A 21,283-nucleotide genomic window follows, 5' to 3' on the forward strand; every position below is an offset into this window, starting at 1 on the left:
AAGATGGAGCGGCAAGTAAGAATCATTGCCTTTTATGCAATAAATGAAAATGTAGGAAAAAGCACATTAAGTATTGCGATGGCAAATGAATTAGCTCATTTAGGGAAAAAGGTGCTTTATGTTGAAGCAGACCAAGTAAGACCAAGCTTTGCAGTAGGAACTGGTCTTAGCCACGATAGTAAAAACATCTTAGAGCTTGTAAGAAAAGAAAATGAATATAATCTCTCGCAGTATATTTGTACCAAGCAAGATTTATTAGAGAAAAAAGTGAATCCAAGGTTGATGCAAAAGTTGCACGATAAGATGGATTTTCTAGTATTTCCATCAGGTTATAGCTTAGCTCAATTTCCAGAGATTCAAAATAAAGAACTGTTTGTAACGACATTTATAGAATCACTTGCAGATACAGAATACGATTATATCATTCTATCGGTACCAACTGAATTATCCGAGGTGCTGAGTTATCCAATCCTATATCAATCAGACCTTGTTGTTCATGTGTTAAATGGCAACCCTCGTGGTGCAATAGCAATTAAAAGAGAATTACAACTACTAGAAGAAGCAAAGCTAACATTGCCTCGTATGGTTCATGTTTTGAATATGGGAGATGAGGATTATGTAGAAGATATTGAAAAGCTTTCTTCCCAAAAAATTGCGGTTACAATTCCGTATGACAGAGATCGTACGAGTTACGAATGGGGGATGCAATCTGGTTCCCCACAAATTAATACAAAGGTCCATCACATTATGGAAGCAGCTGGTCTTGATATCCCAACCCAGCATACATCCTCTATGAAAAAGGGTCTCTTTGGTTTAAGAAATTAAAAAGGAGGCAAGTAGTATGTGGGGCTATTTACAGGAAAAACAAGTCGCCTTAAAGCGAAATCGAGTTGATTTATATCACTTTGGTTATATGATTCGTTCCAAATCGGCTCGAAGGTTAGGAACAACTACAGCTCAACAAATTAAAGATATAACGGATGAAATTCGTGCGTTTTTAGTAAAAGACCATCGTAATATCTTAAGCGAATCCTTTATGAATAAAGAAAAGAGGAAAGCTGTAGAGCGAATCATTAAAGGTTTCTTATTAAGCAACCAAGTCGTCATTTCAGATGTACCTTCTGAACAGTTACTAAATATGGTGTGTGATGATATTGTTGGATTTGGAATTATAGAGACTTTGAAAGAGGATAAGGACGTAACCGATATTTATATAAATGGTACAAAAGAGATAATTTACGAAAAAATAGGGGAGGGAGAATGTACATTTCCTTATCGATTTGAAACGGAAGAAGAAGTCAAAGCTTTAGCCTACAAGATGGTAAACAGTACTTCAGAATCCTTAAATACAGCTAAACCCTATGTAGACTGCGTATTTCCCTATATACGTATCAATATTGCATTAGATGAACTTGGGGGATTGGGTACAACAATAACAATTCGTAAAAATGCTGATCATCTTCGTGCTTCTGAAGAGCGTATGTTATCTACGAATCAAGCAACAAAAGAAATACTAGATTTCTTAGCTGCAGCTGTGAAAGCAAAAATGAATATTCTAGTGGCGGGAGCAACAGGTACAGGGAAGTCAGAGTTTATGAAATATCTTGCTTCTCATATTCCGAAAGGGAAGAAAAAAGAACGTACTCTGGTAGTAGAAGATAACCCTGAACTCTATTTACATCGCATATTTCCAGAACATCATTTTGTTCCGATGCAGTGTAGGGCATCCGAAGTAGAAGAGAATGCAATTGATTTTGATAGATTGTTAACGAATGCGTTACGTCAAGGGCCAAAGCGATTAATTGTAGGGGAATCAAGGGGAAAAGAAGCATTAAAAATGCTGAACTTCTTCCAAACAGGACACCCTGGCTTTACTTCTGTCCATGCAAGAAGTGCGAAAGAGGCCGTAAGACGTTTAATGCTCATGTGCCTGCAAAGTGGTGCGAACATTGATGCTAAATATTTATATGAATTAATTTCACAGACATTTGATGTGATTGTGTTTTTAGAGAAGAAAGGTGATGGAAATCGCTACATTACAGAGGTGATTGAATTATTGGACTATCAAGATGATATACAGTTCAATCAACTATCTCAGTTTATTCCTACAGGTGAGGAATATGATGAAATGAATGAGAGAGTAGGAAAGATTCATGGAGATCATATCACTACAGCGACAATGTCGGCTGATATGGAAAGGAAGTTCCGTTCTTCTATTGTAAATCCAACTCTTTACGCATCATTCCTTTCACAACAGGAGGTGCAGCATGCATAGTTGGTTAGCCTATGGATGTATATTTTTAATCTTTATTAGCGTGTTATTACTCGTTTTACTTCTTTCAAAATCTAAAGGTTCTACCCTTTCTCAATTTGTACATGAAAATGAGAAAGAAGAAAGGCGCTTGGAATTAAGGAATATCAGAGGGATACGAATGTATCTACCGCAATCCATTATTCAAGAAGCGCAAAAGTTCGAGTGGAAATTGACGAAAAGCATGTACTGGGTATATACGATTCTTTCCGGAATGAGTATTGCGGCGGTATTCTATTTTTCTTTTGGGAGAGATCCTTTTACATTGATTTCCGTTTTATGTGGATTTCTAGTTCCGAAATTTCTTCTCCATCGAAGAAAAAAGCGCTACTACTTGGTTGTCATTGATCGACTTTCTATCTATATGAAGGCTGTAGCGAATGCACTCCAAATTAGCAATAACGCCAAACGTGTGTTAGTGCAAGTTAAGCCAATGATGCATGAGAGCATTCAAGAAGAAATAGAAAAAGTTTCTCTTTTATTAGAAGGTGGAACAACGATGCACCGTGCGTTTAGAGGGTTTAATGAAACCTTTAACTTTAGAGAATTGGTTTTCTTCCACGAAATGTTGGAAGTATGTAGCCGTGAAGGCGGAGCAAATTCGGTACAAGTCTTACTAGATATTGCAGAAGATTTCGAAAAACAAAAGCTATATCTGGCAAGATTACGTTCTAGTTTGTCACAAGCACAACGTGCCTTTGTACAGAACTGCTTAATCGTCATTGCCATGCCGATTGTGATTATGTTGATGTCAAAAGAAGCATATGGATTTTTAGCAGGTTCTATGATGGGGAAAATTGCATTAGCGGTAAATATGTTCATTGTATTTTTCTTAGCAACCCGTGTAGAAAAGATTGCAAACTATAATCCAATAGAAAGAGGGGAATAAAGTGGCTACGATTTTAGCTGTAGTGGTATTCGTTGTCATGTACTGGGTATTCTCTACCTTTCTACAAAGTAAAAAAGACAGTGGCAGCCTACTTAAAAACTATGTAGAAAATGCAAAACGAATTGAAAAAAAGAATTTAAATCAAATGATGCTCGCTCCCTTCCAGTCGTTATCACATAAGTATCTGACAGAAGAAAAGAAAGAGCAAATCCAGAAGAAATTAGAAGAAGCTGGTTTGGATACGAAACCAGAAGAATATTTGAAAATGAAGGTTGCGTATCCCATCATTTTCACCTCGGTTTTCTTGATATGTACGGTATTTCATGATTACTACTTATTTAAAGTGGGTGTTTTGATTTCACCACTGCTTTATTTCTATCCTGATTATCTATTGAAGAGAAGAATAAAGCAGGCAATTGAAGCAAGGAAGTTCGAATTACCAGAATATCTAATTCCAATGCTGCAGTTGTTAAAAACACACACAATATTAGAAGCAGTAAAAAAGGCACAGATATATGCTGGGAGACACCTTCGTCCATATGTATCTACACTTACAGCGGAATTAGAAATGTATGCAGGTTCGGATCAACCATTTCGAAACTTTTCTGCTGCTTTAAATAGTCCAGAAGTAAATACCTTTACGATTGCGTTGCAACAAGCGCAAAAGACGGACAAGGTACAGAGTCTTCGTATTATGGATGCACAAATTAAAATGATGCGCGAATTAAAACATGAGAACTATAACCGTCTCATTCAAAATAAGCCAATGGAAATGAATAAATTTAACGTCGCAGTTATTGGCTGTATTGTGATTTATCCAATGGTGATTGTTATTCAATCCTTAATGCAAGGATTTGCAAGTTTATAGAATACAGTATCAAAAATGGAATAGGAAAAGGAGTAATATACATGTTAACAAAAATGAAAAAATGGTTAAAAAACGAGAACTCACAATTATCATCAGAAAACGGTATGTTAATCGCCTTGGCGGTAATTATTGTATTAGTAATTGGCCCGTTTGTATGGAAAGCAATCCAAGGCGGATATGACACGATTCTAGCTCGATTTACAAAAGCATCAAGCAATGCAGATGTGAATACTTGGAACAAACAATAGAAGTTTTAGATGAATGATGTTTATTATGTATAGCTCAAATAAATAGATAAGGGAGATTTATTTATGTTAACAAAAATGAAAAAATGGTTAAAAAATGAGGATTCACAACTATCATCAGAAAACGGTATGTTAATCGCCTTGGCGGTAATTATTGTATTAGTAATTGGCCCGTTTGTATGGAAAGCAATCCAAGGCGGATATGACACGATCCTAGCTCGATTCACAAAGGCATCAAAAAATGCAGATGTAAACTCTTGGAACAACTAGTAGGATAATAATTTATCCAGCGTTAATAGGTAGCGAAACTACTACCTTAAAAATTTAGAAAAAGAAGTTAGGTAGAGAATTAGCTGCCTGTAAATGCCCAATTGGTTTAACTGTTCATTAGTCAAGGGGAAAGAAAACCCCACAGATTAAAGTTTCACTTGGTTAGTGTTAGAAAATAATAATTTCGCAAATAAATAGATAGGGAGATTAAATCATGTTTAAAAAAATGAAGAATTGGTTAAAAAACGAGGATTCACAGTTATCATCAGAAAACGGTATGTTAATCGCTCTGGCGGTCATTATCGTACTAGTCATCGGGCCGTTTGTATGGAAAGCAATCCAAGGTGGTTATGACACAATTTTAGCTCGATTCACTAAAGCATCAAAAAATGCAGATGTAGATTCTTGGAACTAAATCTAATTTTTTTAGGTTTGTATATAAGAGGAGTCACGTTTTAAGTGGCTCCTTCTATTCCAAAAAAATGAGGAGGACTAACGATGAAATTGTGTAAAGTAATGATTCCTACATTGGCAACAATTGTACTAGGTATATCAGTAATGAGTACACCAACAAGCGCAGCAACAACAGCTGAGACAAAATTAAATCAAAGCATAACGGGTGGCGAACATAATATTGCGGTTACACCAATTAGTAACTTTAACGACGTAACGCTAAGTGGAGAAACCCAAGTGACAAATGCCAATCCTGGAGTACTTACAGTGACAGATGCGACAGGTTCAGGAAATGGTTGGAGAATCAATGTAAAAGCAGATCAATTTAAAGTAAGTGGAGCTACACAATCAAATCGAACACTTCCAAAGGGCTCTTTAGTTTTAAATAGTGGTGGTGCTGCTATAACGAAAGTAGGAGGGACCAGTTCACCTAATCCGGAGTTTAAAACGGCTAACTATATTATAGATACAGATAATCAAGTTACGATTTTAAGTGCGAAAAAAGATGAAGGCATGGGGAAATATAACGTAGCATTTAATGATAAGTCAATGGCTTTAACATTAAACCCTCATAGTACGTATGTAGAAAATAAGGCTGGTGCTACCTCGTATGAGTCGAAACTTACGTATTCCATTGTAACAGGACCTTAATTAGCAATGATCAAGCAGAAGAGATTCATATTATAGGTATGGTTCTCTTCTGTACATAGAAAGAAGGGGGAAAATTGAAAGGCTATGTAAGTAAAGTTTCTATTAGTATATTGGTGGCTATTATACTTATTTTAAGTTTAAGTTCAAAATCTTTTCAGCTTGTTTATGCAGAAGAAAAACAGGATAGTCTACCATTTGATGTTAACATTCATGTTCCAGATAATCAGTTAGGTGATATCAAAAATTATTATAATTTACAGGTGAAAAAGAAACAGAACCAAACAATAAAAATGGATGTACATAATAAGGCTAATACCCCTATCAAAGTAAATATAAAAGTGGCTAATGCACTCACCTCTACAAATGGTGGTATTATGTATGTGCCAAATCGTGAGGTTTCACAAAGTACATTAAGTGATAAAGATTTTTATATGGATCAGTACGTACAAGCCCCTTCAACCGTTACTTTAGATGGAAATCAAATGAAAACCCTAGAGATACATGTAACGACACCTAATCAAGATGGAGTTTTTTTGGGGGGATTATTATTTGAATTAGCGCAAGATAGTAAATCGCAAGGGCTTGAAAAAGATGGATTGAATTTCTCTGTACATAACAGAATTGAATATGCGGTAGCGATACAGTTGAATGCAGATAAGACTGAAAATTCTGTTAAAAAATTATCTTTACAGTTAAATGGCACAGCAATTGAATCATACCCAACACAACCTCAAGTACATGTTCTTATTCAAAATACAAATGCAAATATCGTGAGAGATGTGGCAGTTTACTATGAGGTTTTATCTCAGGATAATGTGCTATTTCATGGGAATATGCCAGTGTTCAATGTTGCCCCTAAATCTAAGGTAGGATTGGCTATTCCATGGAAAGCGAAAGAGTACAAAGATGGAACGTATATGCTAAAAGTCACAATAAAAGAGAATGGTGTACCAAAAACATATAAAGAAGAATTCCAGATAACTGCTTCTAATGTGACAGAGTACGCGGAACAAACAGGTGCAGTAAAGGTGGTACCGACGTATTCTAATCAAACGTATATGATAGTGTCTGGTGTTGTAATCGTAATCATTTCAATATTTGTATTTGTATGGTGGAGAAAGAAACATGCAAAACAGAAAGAGGAAAAGAAAGCCTCTTAGACAGCATAAAAACGAAAGGAGGGGACAATGATGAAATGGGGGAAGGTTCTCACTTCAATCATGCTTTTAAGTGCTTCATGCCTATTTCTTGATTCAAAAGATAATTCTATATTAGCTGATCAAGCAGTAAGCCAGCAGAATGGTATTCCAACACTCACTGCAAGTGGAAAAGAGAATGAGGTCAAATTGGAATGGGCAATTGATATCTTAGATCAAGATGTACTATGGAAAATTGATTTTAATAACCCTAAAGATGTCAATTTAATGAATGGTTGGGGAGAATTTTATGGGAATGGGAATCAAAGTTTACAATCAGAAGTCTTTTATCCAAATGGTGCAGATACCAGTGGATACAAAGTATTTGATACAAAATTAGGAGGAAATCGAGTCTTATATCCCTATACGGTTAAAACAGATTCTATTGCTGTTTTTAAGAGGCTAAACGTCCCTAATAATGCTTATATTTCCGCTACCTTTAAAGCAAAGTCACAAGGATTAGGAAAGATTAGCTTTTTTGGTGATGGAAGTTGGGAAACGGGGAGAGAGTTTGATTACTACAACGCTACTGTATTAAAAGATGTGCCATCCGGTTCGAAAGAGTTAGAGATTAGTAATATCTCTTTGTTTCCGGAAAGAGAACCAGGTACCAACATACCAAAGGATAGAAAACATATAACTTCGGACATAAATAAAGATGTGTATCAAGATTCTCCGATGGTAGATAAAGTAATTCCTTATCAGGATGGTTCTGGACGGGGGAAGTTAATATTAAATAGTCCTATTATGACTTCAATGAAACAAGGTGACCGCTTAAAAACAAGAAAATGGGCAGCGCCTATCCAATTACCAAATAATCGTACGGTCACAAAGGATGATTCTAATAAAGACATAAATGGATGGTCTACATTTAGTATGAATACCCAAGTTGCAAATAATCCTTTTTATATTACGGAGCAACGAGGAGTAACTTTTTTTATGCTTGCGTATTCAGAAGGGATTACCTATGTGGATGAGTTAAAAGTGGGGTATGCGTCGGAAGCAGAAGTATACAGAGGGAATCAGGAAATATATAAGGGGAGACTCTCTGATTATGTAGATAAAGAGGCAAGGGATCAGGCAGCACCAACCGCACCAGAAAGCTTCCAAATTGAAAATAGTGAACTGAAAGAAACTAAAGTAACGTTTGCCCCTGCGGAAGATGTGGGGAGTACCTATCATTATAAAATTCGTGGAGTAGGTAGGAATGGCATTTCGGACTTTTCTAAGGAAGTTCCTGCAACTGTAACAAGTGGAGTAAAGGGATATGAATATGTAGTAAATGATAAACCGGATATATCACTTGATAATGTAAGTGGTATTCAGTTTACAAGTCAGACCAGCATTCAGTTTCCGACGGATTATTCTAAGCCGCAATATGTACATATCCGAACAGTAGATAAAGCTGGAAATAAAAGTGCAACAAAGCATGTTTCTACCACACAAAAAGGGCATGTAGACATGCTCACTGTACCAAAAAGTGTGGAATTCAGTCCGATTCGATTAGATGGAGAAAAACAAAATTCACTTGGTACGCTAGGGAAAATCATGATACATGATAGTCGGAATCAAGCGGATGGATGGAGATTGAATGTTACTATATCACCATTTACAGAGTCGAACATATCAAAACAATTGCCAAAGGGTTCTCTATACTTGAAAAATCAAGTGAGTGTAACAAAAGTAAAAGGGCCAGAGACAGGAAAACCTACTGTACAGGTTCCGAATACGCCTATTGATAATGGGGCAGCACATACCATTATCCAGGCTTCAAAAGATGTAGCGATTGGAGAATATCAAATAGATTTTGGCCCAAATGCATTCCAACTTCAGCTAGACCCAGGGAAAACCTATGTAGGGAAGAATAGGCAAGCTGCTTATACTTCAACGGTCACTTGGTCTTTAGTAAGTGGACCTTAATAAGTAATCTAAACATGAATGAAATAAGGAGAGAAAAAATATGGGCATGTATGTAATAGGAATACTAATAGGTTATATGATCCTGAATGTGTTTACTGATTTGAAGTATAGAAAAACGAAAAATATGTGGCATCTACTATTCTTAATTCTGGGTATAGGAATCACGTATTTTAATGGAGTAAGAACAGGGAAGGAGATTGCGATTGTACTAGTCATGGCCTTAGTATGTGGTTTATTGTTAGAGACGTTTAAATTTTCTTCACCCGGTGATACAAAAATGCTTATGGTGGTAGCTTTATATGTTAGCAATGTAGTAGAAGAATCGGCTATGCTTACCGCTATTACATTAACAGCTTTCCATTTACTATTCTTTTGGATTGCCAGTGTGTATCGATTAATTAAGATTTTAGGGTTTATAGGAGCTATTAAAGACCAATTAGAGCATGCTGCCTCTATATTTGGTGTGAAATTACCAAAGAAAGAAATACAGCTAATACAGAGCTTTCCAGGAGCGTGTTCTATTTTATTAGGAGCACTTATTTATGTTGCTTTCATTATATATCAAAACGGAGGTATTTTGGCTTGAACAGTAGAATCATTCATCAAAGAGAAACATATATTTACTTCACAATATTTGCGCTTATAGGAGTTATAATTTTGAACATGTTTATTAATATGGTATTTGTACTAGCGTATCCGTTACTTATCGGATTAATTGTACAGGTAGTCTTGTTGCAGAAGATGAAAAAGCCATTTTATCAAAGCGGAAAAGAATTAACGGAACAGTTAAAACTAAAAAATATATTTCTAGTGGAATCGAATATCTTAGGAGATGAAGAAGGAACAGTGTATGAGGTGCATCAAATGCCTTTTGAATTCTCTAATGGATTAATTAATAAAGAGAAGAGTTACAAAGTAGTAAAACAAGAGTACGAAAGAAAGGTAAAAGAAGATTTAACGAGAATTACAAAATGGCAAGTTACAACAAAAGCTAGACTTGTTACGACAACCCATTTTCGTTTATATACAATTTGGCAAAAAAATAGTACAGGCTATCAATTAAAAAAAATAGAGGATTGTATTGATCCATATGCCAAGATGAACAGTATACAATGGATGATTGCTTCATTCTGTACGACTGGTCGTATTAAGTACGATAAAAAACCAAAAGAGTGGGCAAGTTATGAATGGATTACTTTAAGATAAATAAAAAAGACAGAAAAACTTCTGTCTTTTTTATTTTGGTCTTAAAATATGAAGGCAAAATGAATATATTAAACAGTGTAATAGATAAAACATTCGAAGGAGTAGATTTAATTGACTGATTTACCAATGATTTTAGGAATGCTATTTTGGTTAGGATGGGCTTTATCCTGCTGTTTAGCTCTTTTTGTAGCAAAAGATGAAAATAAGTACTTAAAAAGCCTCATGTTTAGTATGTTTATGACGATGTTAGTAATTAAGATGGGTGGATATTAATAGAGAATGTGTTGGGGGAATTTCCTGCCATGTAAAATTATTAGTTATTTATCCCCCAAAAAAAGACCTCCATATAAAATGGAGGTCTTTTAAAATGACGATGAGATATGACTCAATATCTCGTGTAGGATACTTTAATTATACATAATTTCAAGAAAATGAAAAAGAATATGCGCAATATAACTATAAAATATTTGAAATGCTAAATTGTTGAAAATGGTATGGTAGATATATAAAAGCATTCTTACTTATACTTAGTAAAAATGCTTTTCTGATTTATGTAGTTATTATTCTTCTTGGTGGTGACATTTTAATGGTTGAATTGATTTTAAGGTGATTAGCTACTCCAGGTAAAAATTCATCACAGAAATAATTATGATAGTTTGCTATCCAGGCATATTTTTTAAGCAATTTATGATTATTTGCATAGGTATGTAATTCACTTTCAATTCTATTGCGGTGTTCCTCTAAGTGAGGGAAGAACGGTGTGTAATCATTGCTAGAAGCGTCGTCCTCGTACCAAGTAAATAAAACGTTTAAGTAATTTACAAACCATTCTCCATCCATATCCTCAAGTAATACAGAATTAAAAGGATTATCAGGTCGAGGAGAATAATTTATATATTCACAAACTTTATCTTTACTTGTTTTACTTAGGATAATTCTAGGATAAACAGCTACTTGAGATTCTAGCGTATATGCTGTAATCAATTCAGGACCGAAAACAGTTTCTTCATCCATAAAATGAGGACCAACACTTACTCCACCCCGAATAAAGAAGCCATCGAATACTAGTGAAAATTGATATTCTGCTAGGTTAAGGAAAGTGGTTCCTAATTCTCCTTCTCCATCCCCATAAATAGGCCATCCAATTACAACGTTGTCAGTAAAAACTTTAACTTTTGCGAGTAATAATTGATTGGTGATAGCACGTCGGGCTTTGTTTAATGATGTATGTATCTGATTTAAAAATACATCCCCTTCATCGGAATTAATCGCTTTCATTCCTAATTGAGAAAATCCTAATACATCGATAAAAGATACAACTGAATGAATTAATCTAGGATTATTTGAATCATACTCTATCGGCAAAATATTCCACCTCCTTTATATATTTGTATTATACCGCTAAATACTAGAGATATATAACGACACTTGATAATACTTAATAAATTTATTAATATATAACTATATTTATTGTTTAATTGATTCCGTTTATTCCCACACCTTATTGTGTTGTGGTTGAGTTGTAGAAGCAAGCTGCGTCTTGTTTCATTTATGAAAGGGCTTCTTTGAGCCGATTAGTGTATATATAGCTTATTTTGCTATGCACATTTTAATCGACTTGAAGAAGCCCTTTTTATGTTGTTTTCAAGTCTGTTTGATTGTTAGAACCCATTATTACACTGGGCAAAAATTATTATTTAGGGGGATTTATTTATGAAGTGCGAGACGTTCTCGTGTAAGTAATACGCAAGTATAAGCGACAACGAGGACTGTTCTTAATTGTAGTAACACTCAAAACAATAAAGAACAGGATAACTGTTCAGACGAGCGGTAGGAATGATGGAGTAACGTCCTAAAACTACCCCAGTGATATTCCCGACTGCATACGCTAGGCATAGCGTGATGTTGGAAGCAGGGTAAAACATGCAGTCACTATCCGTAGTACCTAATTGGGTAACCGAAAGCCATACGGAGTAATAAACCAAATGGAACTGATAAAGTACTGTATGCTGTCAACCGACACGGTGAGAATGTGTAAACACTGACGAACTTGCGAATGTACGCCTCGAAAATAAAACGGGTCAGAAATGACTCGGAGCCTGAAAATATGGCTTGTCTAATGGATAAGAGTTTTTTCATAGATGACTATCCTAACGTTGTTACAGGCAACGGAGCTAGACACGGGGTAAAGCAAGCACCTAAATCGGAGATCGAAAGATCTTTAAAACAATGATAGTCTGAACGGAACGTCGAAAGCTGTTAACGTTGAGTCTACGACTCTATCGGCGGATAAAGTTGGATAGGAAACGCAAAAGCGAGGGAACTATCCTTAGTAGCAGTGAGAGTAGTGGCACGACCAGAGAAGGTTTTGTAATGAAACTGGAGGAACAGCCACAAGCCTATTCTGTAGGAACTGAACTTTCATCTAATCTTGCATGGATTCTGGTAAGACTCAAAAGGTCACCACAAATCAACATGAGAGTAGCTGATAGACCATGAATGATAGAACTAAGTCCACTCTAAAGGATAAGAAACTAAGACACAGCGAGTACTATGGTATTCAGCCTGTCCTAGACGACTTATACCGAAGAGCAACAAAGAAAAATTCTTTCAAAAATCTAATGCCTATCATTATATCAGATGAAAATATACTTCTTGCGTTTCGTAACATTAAAGGAAACAAAGGGAGTAAAACAGCAGCCTGCGACAATGTAAACATTAAGGATATTGAGAGGATGGAACAAAGCTATTTCTTGAACGAAGTAAAAAGACGCTTTCAAAACTACCAACCGCAGAAAGTAAGGCGCAGGGAAATACCAAAACCCAACGGAAAAATCAGACCTCTGGGAATACCAAGTATGTGGGATAGGATTATCCAACAATGCATTCTTCAAGTTTTGGAACCTATCTGCGAAGCGAAATTCTGCCCACGAAGTTATGGTTTTCGACCAAATAGAGGTGCAGAACACGCCATAGCGGATAGCGTTAAAAAGGTAAACCAACAGAAACTTACCTATGTGGTAGATGTAGACATCAAAGGATTCTTTGACGAAGTAAATCACACTAAACTCATGCGCCAATTATGGACATTGGGTATCCGTGACAAACAACTACTAGTCATTATCCGAAAGATACTGAAAGCTCCAGTACAAATGCTTGACGGTACAACAATATTCCCGACAAAAGGAACCCCACAAGGTGGTATTCTTAGTCCTCTACTTGCCAATGTCAACCTGGATGAATTTGACTGGTGGATAAGCAAGCAATGGGAAACCTTCAAAGCTAAAAAAGTAAAACCGAGATACTCAAAGGGAATTTTGACCAATGATAACGTAACAACATGTCTATCATTAAATTCTAAAATGAAGCCAATGTATATTGTAAGATACGCAGATGATTTTAAAATCTTCACAAACACGCGAAGCAATGCGGAGAAAATTTTCAAAGCAAGTCGAATGTGGTTAGAAGAACGACTGAAATTGCCTATCTCATCCGAAAAATCCAAAGTAACCAATCTGAAAAAGCAAGAAAGCGAATTCTTAGGATTCACACTCAAAGCTGTAAAGAAAGGCAAAAGGAAAGACGGCAACACACGATATATTACGGTAACACATGTATCTCCAAAATCGCTGAAAAAAACGAAAAAAGAACTAGCAAAACAAGTGAGAAGAATACAGAAAACCCAAAACTCTAATGAAACAATTAAGAGAATCAGCATATACAACAGCATGGTCATTGGTAAGCACAACTATTATAAAATAGCAACGCATGCCTCCCAAGATTTTAGTAAAATGGGGCAGAATCTTGACCGCATAATGTATAACAGATTCCCTAAGTCAATAACTAGAGGTAAACGTAATACAAATGGATACACGAATATAGGAGAATATAAAGGAAAAGACAAAGGTATTAAACCATATCTAGAGTCAAAAATGATGAGATATCTTATGAAACGTCCTATCCTACCAATCTCCTATATTCAACACAAAAACCCGATGATGAAAAAGCAAGCCATTAACAAGTACACCGCAGAAGGACGAGCCCTGATACATAAAAACTTGGCAGACATAACCGAAGCGGAACTGAAATGGTTAAGAGAAAATCCAGTTATAAATGAACGGGCAACCGTAGAATACAATGACAATCGAATTTCTCTTTATGTCGCACAAAAAGGCAAATGTAGTGTAACAGGTGAGAAACTCTTGCCTTGGGACATCCATTGTCACCATAAGTGATTATGGAGTGAAACCAAGGATGACAGCTACAAGAACCTAACCATCATCAAGCCAAGTGTCCATAGACTAATACACGCGACTAAGATAGAAACCATAAACCAACTACTCAATGAACTAAAACTCAACGAGAAACAGTTAGGAAAACTCAATAAATTGCGGAAATTAGTCGGAAGCGAGGGAATCTGTATTTAATCACAAAATGAAGTGGAAATGTAACATGAACAACTGGCGTTGTTCGCTTAGAACTTATCATTATTGTGATGAAAAGAAAACTACAATATAGGTGGACCGCGGTATGCCGTGAAAGTGGCACGTACCGTGCGGATCGGGGGAAAAGTTGGAGATAACTTCAAAGACTTACCTATCGACAATTATCAGTTATGAAGTATCTTTATTTTGTTCTGCACATCCAGATGAACTTATTCCAAGTTTACGTGCATTACGAATGAGAGTTACAAAAGAAGGAACATTTTGGGAACGAGATTGTTATCAGTTTTCCATTAAACCATCAAACTTGTCACAGCGAGCAGCAAAACAAGCAGGGGAAATCTATTTGTATCATGTTCATTTTAATGGATGTGTACGGGATTTCCTTTTTTTATTGGAAAGATGTTTTAGAGGGACCAGTTTTCGCTTTACTGCTATCCGTGGTTTTTTAGATGTAGAAGGTTATTCACTTAAGAAATGGAAACCAATTCTACGTAACCACCACATAAACTCTGCAGATGTAGATTGTATTTTCAAGAAAGATGATCTTGTAATGATTGTGCATCAGCATGGAGGTTTAGAGGTAGTTAGGCGTGCGGAAAAAGGCGAACAATTAAAAAAGGTAAACTTTCTGGAGGTAGATAGCTGGTTACAAGCACTAAATCCGACAAAAGAGGATCTATTCTCTTTAACAGGTATGAGTGTATCGTAATGAGTGATTTACATAACTATATGGAAGTCTACAGACAGAGGGAATGACAGAAATCTGTAGTGAAAAATGACTATGAATTTCTGTCTTTTATTTTATTCAGGAGGATTTTAGTATGAATTTATTTGAACTTTTTGGTTTAGAGGTAGGAGAAGACATAATGGTACAGGATGTGAGAACAGATAAACAAGTTCGCAATCGATACAGTTATGATGTAGGTGAGAAATTAGTGGGAGCAAAGAAAGAGATACGAGCTTTAAAAGAATCATTTTTAGTATCATTTTCTTTAGAAGTTTTAGCTGAAATTGAAAAAGAATCTCCAGTAGAGGCGCTAAATGCATTGGATCGAAACTCATTAATTCCATTCTCTTTTGAGCATGAAAAAGAAAATGATGTCCCGCCACGTGTTGCAAAGTTAAAGCAACTGCTAGTGGGCAGAATTAATAAGAAGCCAATTGTAGATACACCGACTGCAAGAAAACTATATGTTCAAGCATGTAGAAGAATATGGCATGATATACAGTCAGTACATACCTCAGAACAATGGGTAGATCTTGTGGTCTCTTATGGAATGGAAATGAACAATGGTTGGTCTGCATTTAGAAAAAATAAGAATGTAACATTCACATTTAGAAGAATGTTAGAGGAATATTTTGATGAGTTTGTTGATGCAGATGGTATGGAGTTATTAATATTAGGTAAGAAATTCATATCACTTTGCACAAATTCAAAAAGTATTAATTCTACGTACCTTCGTGTATCACATGAACTAACATGGAATGATTTACTTACGAAAAAGGTTACGACTCGTAAGAAATTCGCAGTTGCTTGGAGTAGGAAACTGCCGGATACCCTGCAACGAAAAGGGCCGGGAGTAGAAATTGCTACCAAACCTGAAGACGTAGTTGCTAAGTTTGGGCTGAAGGGGATGCAATTTGGTCATTATTGCATCGAACAATATGCAAAAGAGCATATTGGGCATGTATCTGAAGCATTGCATGATTTAGCTCGTATATTAGGGATTCCACCTGAGTATATAGGGTTAGGAGGACGCTTAGGACTTGCGATTGGTGCGAGAGGAAGTGGCAATGTATTAGCACATTATGAACCTTCTACCAAAGTCATTAATTTAACTCGTGATAATGGAGTCGGGGCATTTTGTCATGAATGGGGACATGCATTGGATCATTTCTTATATGATTGTAGTCATGATTTTCAAAATGGTAGTCTTGCTTTCTTATCAAGTGGGAAGAGTATTGGGAATATCTTGCCTGCTATTATCAAGGAAAAGATGCAAGCTGTGTTAGATGCTTGTAAACAAGGAAAAGTGGCCAGAGTAATCAACGTGGAAAATGCCTACAGTAGAAAGTGGTATTTCTATGGTGGTGTTATCGATAGTTATGATGTGTTTAAAGGAAATCTTTCAAATATTTTAGAATCACATCATGCTAGTTTGTGTAGGAAGCTTGATACTTTATCAGGAGCTACAAAAACGCGTATGGAGCGTAAAATTGAAAAAGAATTCGAGAAAACCGCACAAATGTTAGCTGCACATCATTATAAAAAAACAGGCGAAAAACTCGTTAAAATATCCTATCAAGTGAAAGGGTCTGTATACTTTGATACAGCCATTAAGTTAGATAAGAAGAGAACCAAAAAGTATTGGTCTACAAATCATGAGATGTTTGCTAGAGCATTTGAAGCATATGTAGAATCGGCTTTGCTAGATCAAGAACATAGAAACGATTATTTAGTTTGTGATACATATTCTTTTGTATATCCGTTAGGAGAACAAAGAGAATATCTAAATAGAAGTATAAAGAGTTTAATGGAAGTATCTGTTCCATATATAATAAACACTATACAAGGAGTGGGGAAAAATGAATTATAACATTCAAAAAGGTCAATTTCGTTTAACAAGTGCTTATCCAAGAGGTAGCTGGTGGGAATTTTATCGTGTTACGTGTCCGATTTGTCATGATACAGGTAATTGCATGCTTCATGTTTCGCAAGAGAAGGTAGCATGTACCCGTGTGGAAAGTAAATGGGTATACGGTAAAAATTCAAGTAATCCAAGTTATATCCATTATCTAAATGGTAAGAAGCAATACCAATTACCAGATGTAGATGTGGTAAAGGGACATAGTAAGCGTAGTAACGAAGAATTAGATGTATTTAATCGTAATTTAATCGGATTTTTACCGTTAGAGGAGAAGCACCATATACATTTACTGCAAGATAGAAAAATGACTGAAGAAGTACAGATACGTCAATATCGTTCTTTTTTAAAGCAACAAATTGTGTTGGAAGATGATAATACGTACACAACTATTTGGGAAAAGTTATTTAAACAAATTGGCAAAAAAGATTGTTGGAAGGGAATACCTGGATTTTATGAAATGAAGAAAGGACAACTTTCTCTTCGTTTAATGGCAGGTTTTCCAGGAATTATGATTCCATTCCGAAACCAATATAATCAAATTGTTGGTTGGCAAGTACGTGTAGATGAAGTAAAGAACTCTGTTCATGTGAAATCTGGACCTACAGGTATACAAGCCGAACTAGTACAACAGCCTAATGTTGTGAAAATAACGAAAAACGGTGATTGTATCTATGAAGGAAAACTAGAAATAGGGAAAAATAAAGAGTTATTAATCGGTGGGGAAAAAGTTGTTGTAAAGGTACATAAAGGTCAAAAATACTTATGGATCTCTTCAGCAAACAAAAATGAAGGAACTGGTGCGGGAGGTAGTGAAAATCCACTTCCTGTACATGTAGCGGTACCAAGCTCACATTTGAAACATTGGAAGTCTGGTACGCTGCACAAAACAAATTCAGTTATGATTACAGAAGGGCCAATGAAGGCGGATTTGATTGCCGATTTACTTCCTCAAAGACTAAATAAAGAAGAAATAGCTAAAGTAGGGACGACAGTTCTTGCAATTCCAGGTGTAAATGCATGGAGAATCGTTATGCCAGTATTAAAAGATATGGGCGTAGAAAATGTATATTTAGCATTTGATGCTGACTTAGTAGAGAATGAAAAAGTAAGAGCTGCCTTAATTGCTTTTGCGACAGAGTTAAAGAAAGAGGGCTATAACGTAATTATTGCAGCATGGAACCCAGCACAAGGGAAAGGTTTGGATGATGCGATGCAAGCTTCTTTCAAGCCAGTTTTCCGCACAATATAATATATCGTAACATTTTAGTTAGGGGATTTTATATAAAAGAAAGGTGTGTATTAAGTATATGGATATTATGCAACAATTAATGGACGTAGATAATAAAGCTAGGGAACAAGAAAGGCTGGAACTCATTCAACGATTTTACAATGAAGGAGTTTCTATCACGACCATTGCAAATGCGACAAATATGTGTGAAGAGGATATTTCTTATATATTAAGTAACTAGTAGCTATATTTGGTGAGGTGAATAGAGAAGAAAAAGATAGAATTGTAATTCTATCTTTTTTTTTATGATCTTAAATACAATTTTAAAACGAGAAAGGTAGAGGGAGAACATGAGTGTATATGTAAAAAAGAATCTAGTAAATTTGCGAGTTGATTATGCTTTTAAGCGTTTGTTTGGAGTAGAGGGAAATGAAGATATATTAATTGGGTTTCTTAACGCGGTACTACAATCATCTATTAATGAAGAAATTACATCTTTGCACTTAGATGATCCGCATCTTCCAAGAGAGCAGAAGGATGATAAATTGTCTATTTTAGATTTGCGAGCTACGTTAAATAGTGGTATAAAAATTAATATAGAGATTCAAGTTCGAGACAAAAAAGATATGATAGAGCGATCTTTGTTCTATTGGTCAGGTATGTATTATTCCCAAATGACTCAAGGGATGAAATACACGGAATTAAGACCATCCATTTGTATTAATATAGTAGACTTCATTTTGTTTCCAGAAGAGAAAGAGTTTCATAATGTTAATACAGTAATGAACAAAAAATCAAAACGTATCATTACCGAAAATATGCAGTTGCATTTTCTTGAAATTCCAAAAGTGATTCAAGAATGGAAAGGAGAACGAATGGATCCGTGGGAAGATTCTTTAGCTCGTTGGTTACTATTATTTCCTGCGCATGAGGATGAGAGATTAACAACAATCCTGGAGGCGATAGCAATGGAAAAAGATCCAGTTTTGAAAAAAGCGATGGAGGATTGGGAGCGTTTAAGTAGCGATAAGGATTTTTTACGCTTATATTGGGCTAGAGAAAAAGAAATAAAAGATAGAATATCTGAAATAGAAACAGCAGAAGAAAAAGCTGCAAAAGAAGCCAAAATACAACTAATTCGAAATATGATGAAAGTAGGTGTACCTATAGAGAAGGTTGCAGAAGCTGCTGAATTAAGTGTTGAAGAGGTTACTGTGATTATAAAAAGTAAATAACTAATGAAATAAAAACAGATAATTACGTTTATATCGTAATTATCTGTTTTTTACTTATAATACTATTAGTAGATGAAGATAATAATTTTACTGTTACTAACTATCATACTTCTTCCCAATCTAATATTTCTTCTATAGAAGAGTTTCTTATTAATCTTAATTCATTTAGTTTAAATATTAAATCAAGATCTCTTTTATACCCATTAGTAGGTTCATACTCCTTGGCATATTTATCACTTAATGATTCATATAATTCGGTTAAAAAATTTATGTATTCATCTTCATATGAATTATGCTTAGCAAAAGTTAGAAATTCTATTACGTCTTCTATGGATTTTAAATTAAGAACTTTTTTATAATCAAAATTATTTATATCAAAATCATCTAAATTAAAATCCTCATATTTCTGTAAATTACTAGTATTTTTTGATAGCTCATATATACTAAAAGTTAACTCGAGTTGTTGTAAATCAACGTGGCGAAAATGTGGTTCGAATATAAAACTACCCATTCTTTCTGATAAAATATTTAAAAGGTGTTTTATATTTAATTCTGACTCAGTCCCTTTAATGTAGATATATTCCCATACTTTATTAGCGTTTAATTGAGTAGAAGATAATAAATGAGTTAGCATATCAATAAATACTGTATCATTAAAATAATTCATTTCTACCAAAGCATAGACTTCACATAATTGTAATAATGCTGAACTAACTATAATTGGTTCCACGTTTCTAACATCATCATTATGTTTAATAGCTACTCTACTTTGGTTAAGAAAACTATAAAATTTGAAGTTTAATAGGTTGTATTTTTCTTCTACAGGAAGTAATTTTAATACAGTTTGTAATAATAGAGCGGATTCACGTTGCTTACTATAGGGAACAGATTTATGTCTATTTAATAAACTTGTCCCAAAATCTAAAATTTTCACTTTGTAATTACCTTTGTGTGAATCAAGTGGTTCTAATAGGATATTCTCGTCATGTAAGTCACCATGCAAAACATTAATTTTATGACACTCATTAATAGTTAGTAAAATGTCATTCAAAATTTTATATCTTAGCTCATCTCTTAGGTTTGTATTATCTGCTAAGAAGTCTTTTAATGTTATACCTTCTACCCATTCCATTGTTGAATAACAATAACCCGAATCGGTTATGCCAGCTTTATAGATTGTTACAATAGAGGGCATATCTAATCTAGCTATCTTAGTAATCTCTTCTTGATATTTATTAAAATATACGCTGTAATGTCTAGAATTTGTATTTGGTAGCCATATTTTTAGAGCGCATATTCTTCCAGTAATACTCTCTTTGGCCTTTAATACAATGCCATTTGCACCGCATCCAATAAATTCTATAAGAGAAACATCTGGAATAGATATTTCTAACCAATTACTAATATCGCGATTTTTTTGAATCCAATTTTCTCTTGAAAATTCTTCGTTTTCATCTAAAGGTACTAGTTTAAGCGTATTATTTTTAAAATGATAATCTCTTCTTTTATCTTTCATCTTAAATCCCCTATATAATGTATTTTTCCGGAAAAGGAGTAGCAAAATCAATCATAATTATTATTTTAAGACGCTTAGAATTTATTAATGCTGATAATTTTATTATACAATTTGGGAGGGGAGTGTGGGGCTATCTTTCATTTTAATTTTGTATATGTGTTAGAATGGTTTGTTAATTCCTGAAAATTGGTAATGGTATATT

The 21,283-nt window shown here is 34.9% G+C and carries 20 protein-coding genes and 1 pseudogene; 19 read left to right on the plus strand and 2 right to left on the minus strand.

Annotated elements, in window-relative coordinates; genetic code table 11:
* Window positions 1-3: 3 nt before the first annotated feature.
* From KZZ19_RS30160 to KZZ19_RS30220, 13 genes are all read left to right on the plus strand, one after another.
* Window positions 4-825, plus strand: a complete 822-nt coding sequence (locus tag KZZ19_RS30160) for an AAA family ATPase (RefSeq protein ID WP_348638071.1) — start codon at window positions 4-6, stop codon at window positions 823-825.
* A 16-nt stretch (window positions 826-841) separates the two neighbouring features.
* Window positions 842-2,275 (plus strand): CpaF family protein, encoded by a 1,434-nt coding sequence (locus KZZ19_RS30165; RefSeq protein WP_348638072.1) that lies wholly within the window; start codon window positions 842-844, stop codon window positions 2,273-2,275.
* Window positions 2,268-3,200 carry a type II secretion system F family protein gene (locus KZZ19_RS30170; protein ID WP_237982741.1) on the plus strand — a complete coding sequence of 311 codons (933 nt, stop codon included), beginning with the start codon at window positions 2,268-2,270 and terminating at the stop codon, window positions 3,198-3,200. Before KZZ19_RS30165 ends, KZZ19_RS30170 begins: the two co-directional genes overlap by 8 nt.
* A gap of 1 nt (window position 3,201) precedes the next feature.
* Window positions 3,202-4,068 (plus strand): hypothetical protein, encoded by an 867-nt coding sequence (locus KZZ19_RS30175; RefSeq protein ID WP_237982740.1) that lies wholly within the window; start codon window positions 3,202-3,204, stop codon window positions 4,066-4,068.
* Window positions 4,069-4,109: 41 nt separating this feature from the next.
* Window positions 4,110-4,316 carry a hypothetical protein gene (locus KZZ19_RS30180; protein ID WP_237982739.1) on the plus strand — a complete coding sequence of 69 codons (207 nt, stop codon included), beginning with the start codon at window positions 4,110-4,112 and terminating at the stop codon, window positions 4,314-4,316.
* A 63-nt stretch (window positions 4,317-4,379) separates the two neighbouring features.
* A complete protein-coding gene (locus tag KZZ19_RS30185) occupies window positions 4,380-4,583 on the plus strand; it encodes a hypothetical protein (protein WP_237982737.1) in 204 nt (67 codons plus the stop codon).
* 214 nt (window positions 4,584-4,797) lie between these two features.
* A complete protein-coding gene (locus KZZ19_RS30190; protein ID WP_237982736.1) occupies window positions 4,798-4,998 on the plus strand; it encodes a hypothetical protein in 201 nt (66 codons plus the stop codon).
* An 83-nt stretch (window positions 4,999-5,081) separates the two neighbouring features.
* On the plus strand, window positions 5,082-5,687 hold the full coding sequence (locus KZZ19_RS30195) for a WxL domain-containing protein (protein ID WP_237982735.1): 606 nt from the start codon (window positions 5,082-5,084) through the stop codon (window positions 5,685-5,687).
* Between the two features lie 74 nt (window positions 5,688-5,761).
* Entirely contained in the window at window positions 5,762-6,847 is a 1,086-nt protein-coding gene (locus tag KZZ19_RS30200; protein ID WP_237982734.1) for a DUF916 domain-containing protein, read from the plus strand.
* A 30-nt stretch (window positions 6,848-6,877) separates the two neighbouring features.
* On the plus strand, window positions 6,878-8,803 hold the full coding sequence (locus KZZ19_RS30205; protein WP_237982733.1) for a WxL domain-containing protein: 1,926 nt from the start codon (window positions 6,878-6,880) through the stop codon (window positions 8,801-8,803).
* Between the two features lie 40 nt (window positions 8,804-8,843).
* The gene (locus KZZ19_RS30210) at window positions 8,844-9,389 is read left to right on the plus strand and encodes a hypothetical protein (RefSeq protein ID WP_237982732.1); all 546 of its coding nucleotides are present in this window, start codon (window positions 8,844-8,846) and stop codon (window positions 9,387-9,389) included.
* Window positions 9,386-10,009, plus strand: coding sequence for a hypothetical protein (locus tag KZZ19_RS30215; protein ID WP_237982731.1), 624 nt, complete (start codon window positions 9,386-9,388; stop codon window positions 10,007-10,009). The genes KZZ19_RS30210 and KZZ19_RS30215 overlap by 4 nt, the downstream gene beginning before the upstream one ends.
* A 111-nt stretch (window positions 10,010-10,120) precedes the next feature.
* Complete coding sequence (locus tag KZZ19_RS30220; protein ID WP_237982730.1) at window positions 10,121-10,282, plus strand: hypothetical protein; 162 nt, start codon at window positions 10,121-10,123, stop codon at window positions 10,280-10,282.
* 276 nt (window positions 10,283-10,558) lie between these two features.
* Here the strand turns inward: KZZ19_RS30220 and KZZ19_RS30225 are convergent, their stop codons facing one another.
* Window positions 10,559-11,374 (minus strand): hypothetical protein, encoded by an 816-nt coding sequence (locus KZZ19_RS30225; protein ID WP_237982729.1) that lies wholly within the window; start codon window positions 11,372-11,374, stop codon window positions 10,559-10,561.
* 1,130 nt (window positions 11,375-12,504) lie between these two features.
* On the opposite strand from KZZ19_RS30225, the pseudogene ltrA reads away from it, so the two are divergent.
* The 6 genes and pseudogenes from ltrA to KZZ19_RS30255 all read left to right on the plus strand — a co-directional run bounded on the left by ltrA (window position 12,505) and on the right by KZZ19_RS30255 (window position 19,565).
* Window positions 12,505-14,436: pseudogene (gene ltrA, locus KZZ19_RS30230) on the plus strand (group II intron reverse transcriptase/maturase).
* A gap of 151 nt (window positions 14,437-14,587) precedes the next feature.
* Window positions 14,588-15,163, plus strand: a complete 576-nt coding sequence (locus KZZ19_RS30235; RefSeq protein WP_237982742.1) for a hypothetical protein — start codon at window positions 14,588-14,590, stop codon at window positions 15,161-15,163.
* Window positions 15,164-15,275: 112 nt separating this feature from the next.
* Window positions 15,276-17,051 carry an LPD1 domain-containing protein gene (locus KZZ19_RS30240; protein WP_237982728.1) on the plus strand — a complete coding sequence of 592 codons (1,776 nt, stop codon included), beginning with the start codon at window positions 15,276-15,278 and terminating at the stop codon, window positions 17,049-17,051.
* The gene (locus KZZ19_RS30245; RefSeq protein ID WP_237982727.1) at window positions 17,041-18,351 is read left to right on the plus strand and encodes a DUF3854 domain-containing protein; all 1,311 of its coding nucleotides are present in this window, start codon (window positions 17,041-17,043) and stop codon (window positions 18,349-18,351) included. The genes KZZ19_RS30240 and KZZ19_RS30245 overlap by 11 nt, the downstream gene beginning before the upstream one ends.
* 58 nt (window positions 18,352-18,409) lie before the next feature.
* Window positions 18,410-18,571 (plus strand): hypothetical protein, encoded by a 162-nt coding sequence (locus KZZ19_RS30250; protein WP_237982726.1) that lies wholly within the window; start codon window positions 18,410-18,412, stop codon window positions 18,569-18,571.
* Window positions 18,572-18,680: 109 nt separating this feature from the next.
* Window positions 18,681-19,565: an Rpn family recombination-promoting nuclease/putative transposase gene (locus KZZ19_RS30255; protein WP_237982725.1), complete on the plus strand. Its 885-nt coding sequence runs from the start codon at window positions 18,681-18,683 to the stop codon at window positions 19,563-19,565.
* Window positions 19,566-19,668: 103 nt separating this feature from the next.
* Here KZZ19_RS30255 and KZZ19_RS30260 read toward each other — a convergent pair whose 3' ends face one another.
* Window positions 19,669-21,081 carry a protein kinase domain-containing protein gene (locus KZZ19_RS30260; RefSeq protein WP_237982724.1) on the minus strand — a complete coding sequence of 471 codons (1,413 nt, stop codon included), beginning with the start codon at window positions 21,079-21,081 and terminating at the stop codon, window positions 19,669-19,671.
* Window positions 21,082-21,283: the final 202 nt, after the last annotated feature.

It is taken from the genome of Bacillus thuringiensis, from assembly GCF_022095615.2.
Lineage (GTDB): Bacteria > Bacillota > Bacilli > Bacillales > Bacillaceae_G > Bacillus_A > Bacillus_A cereus_AG.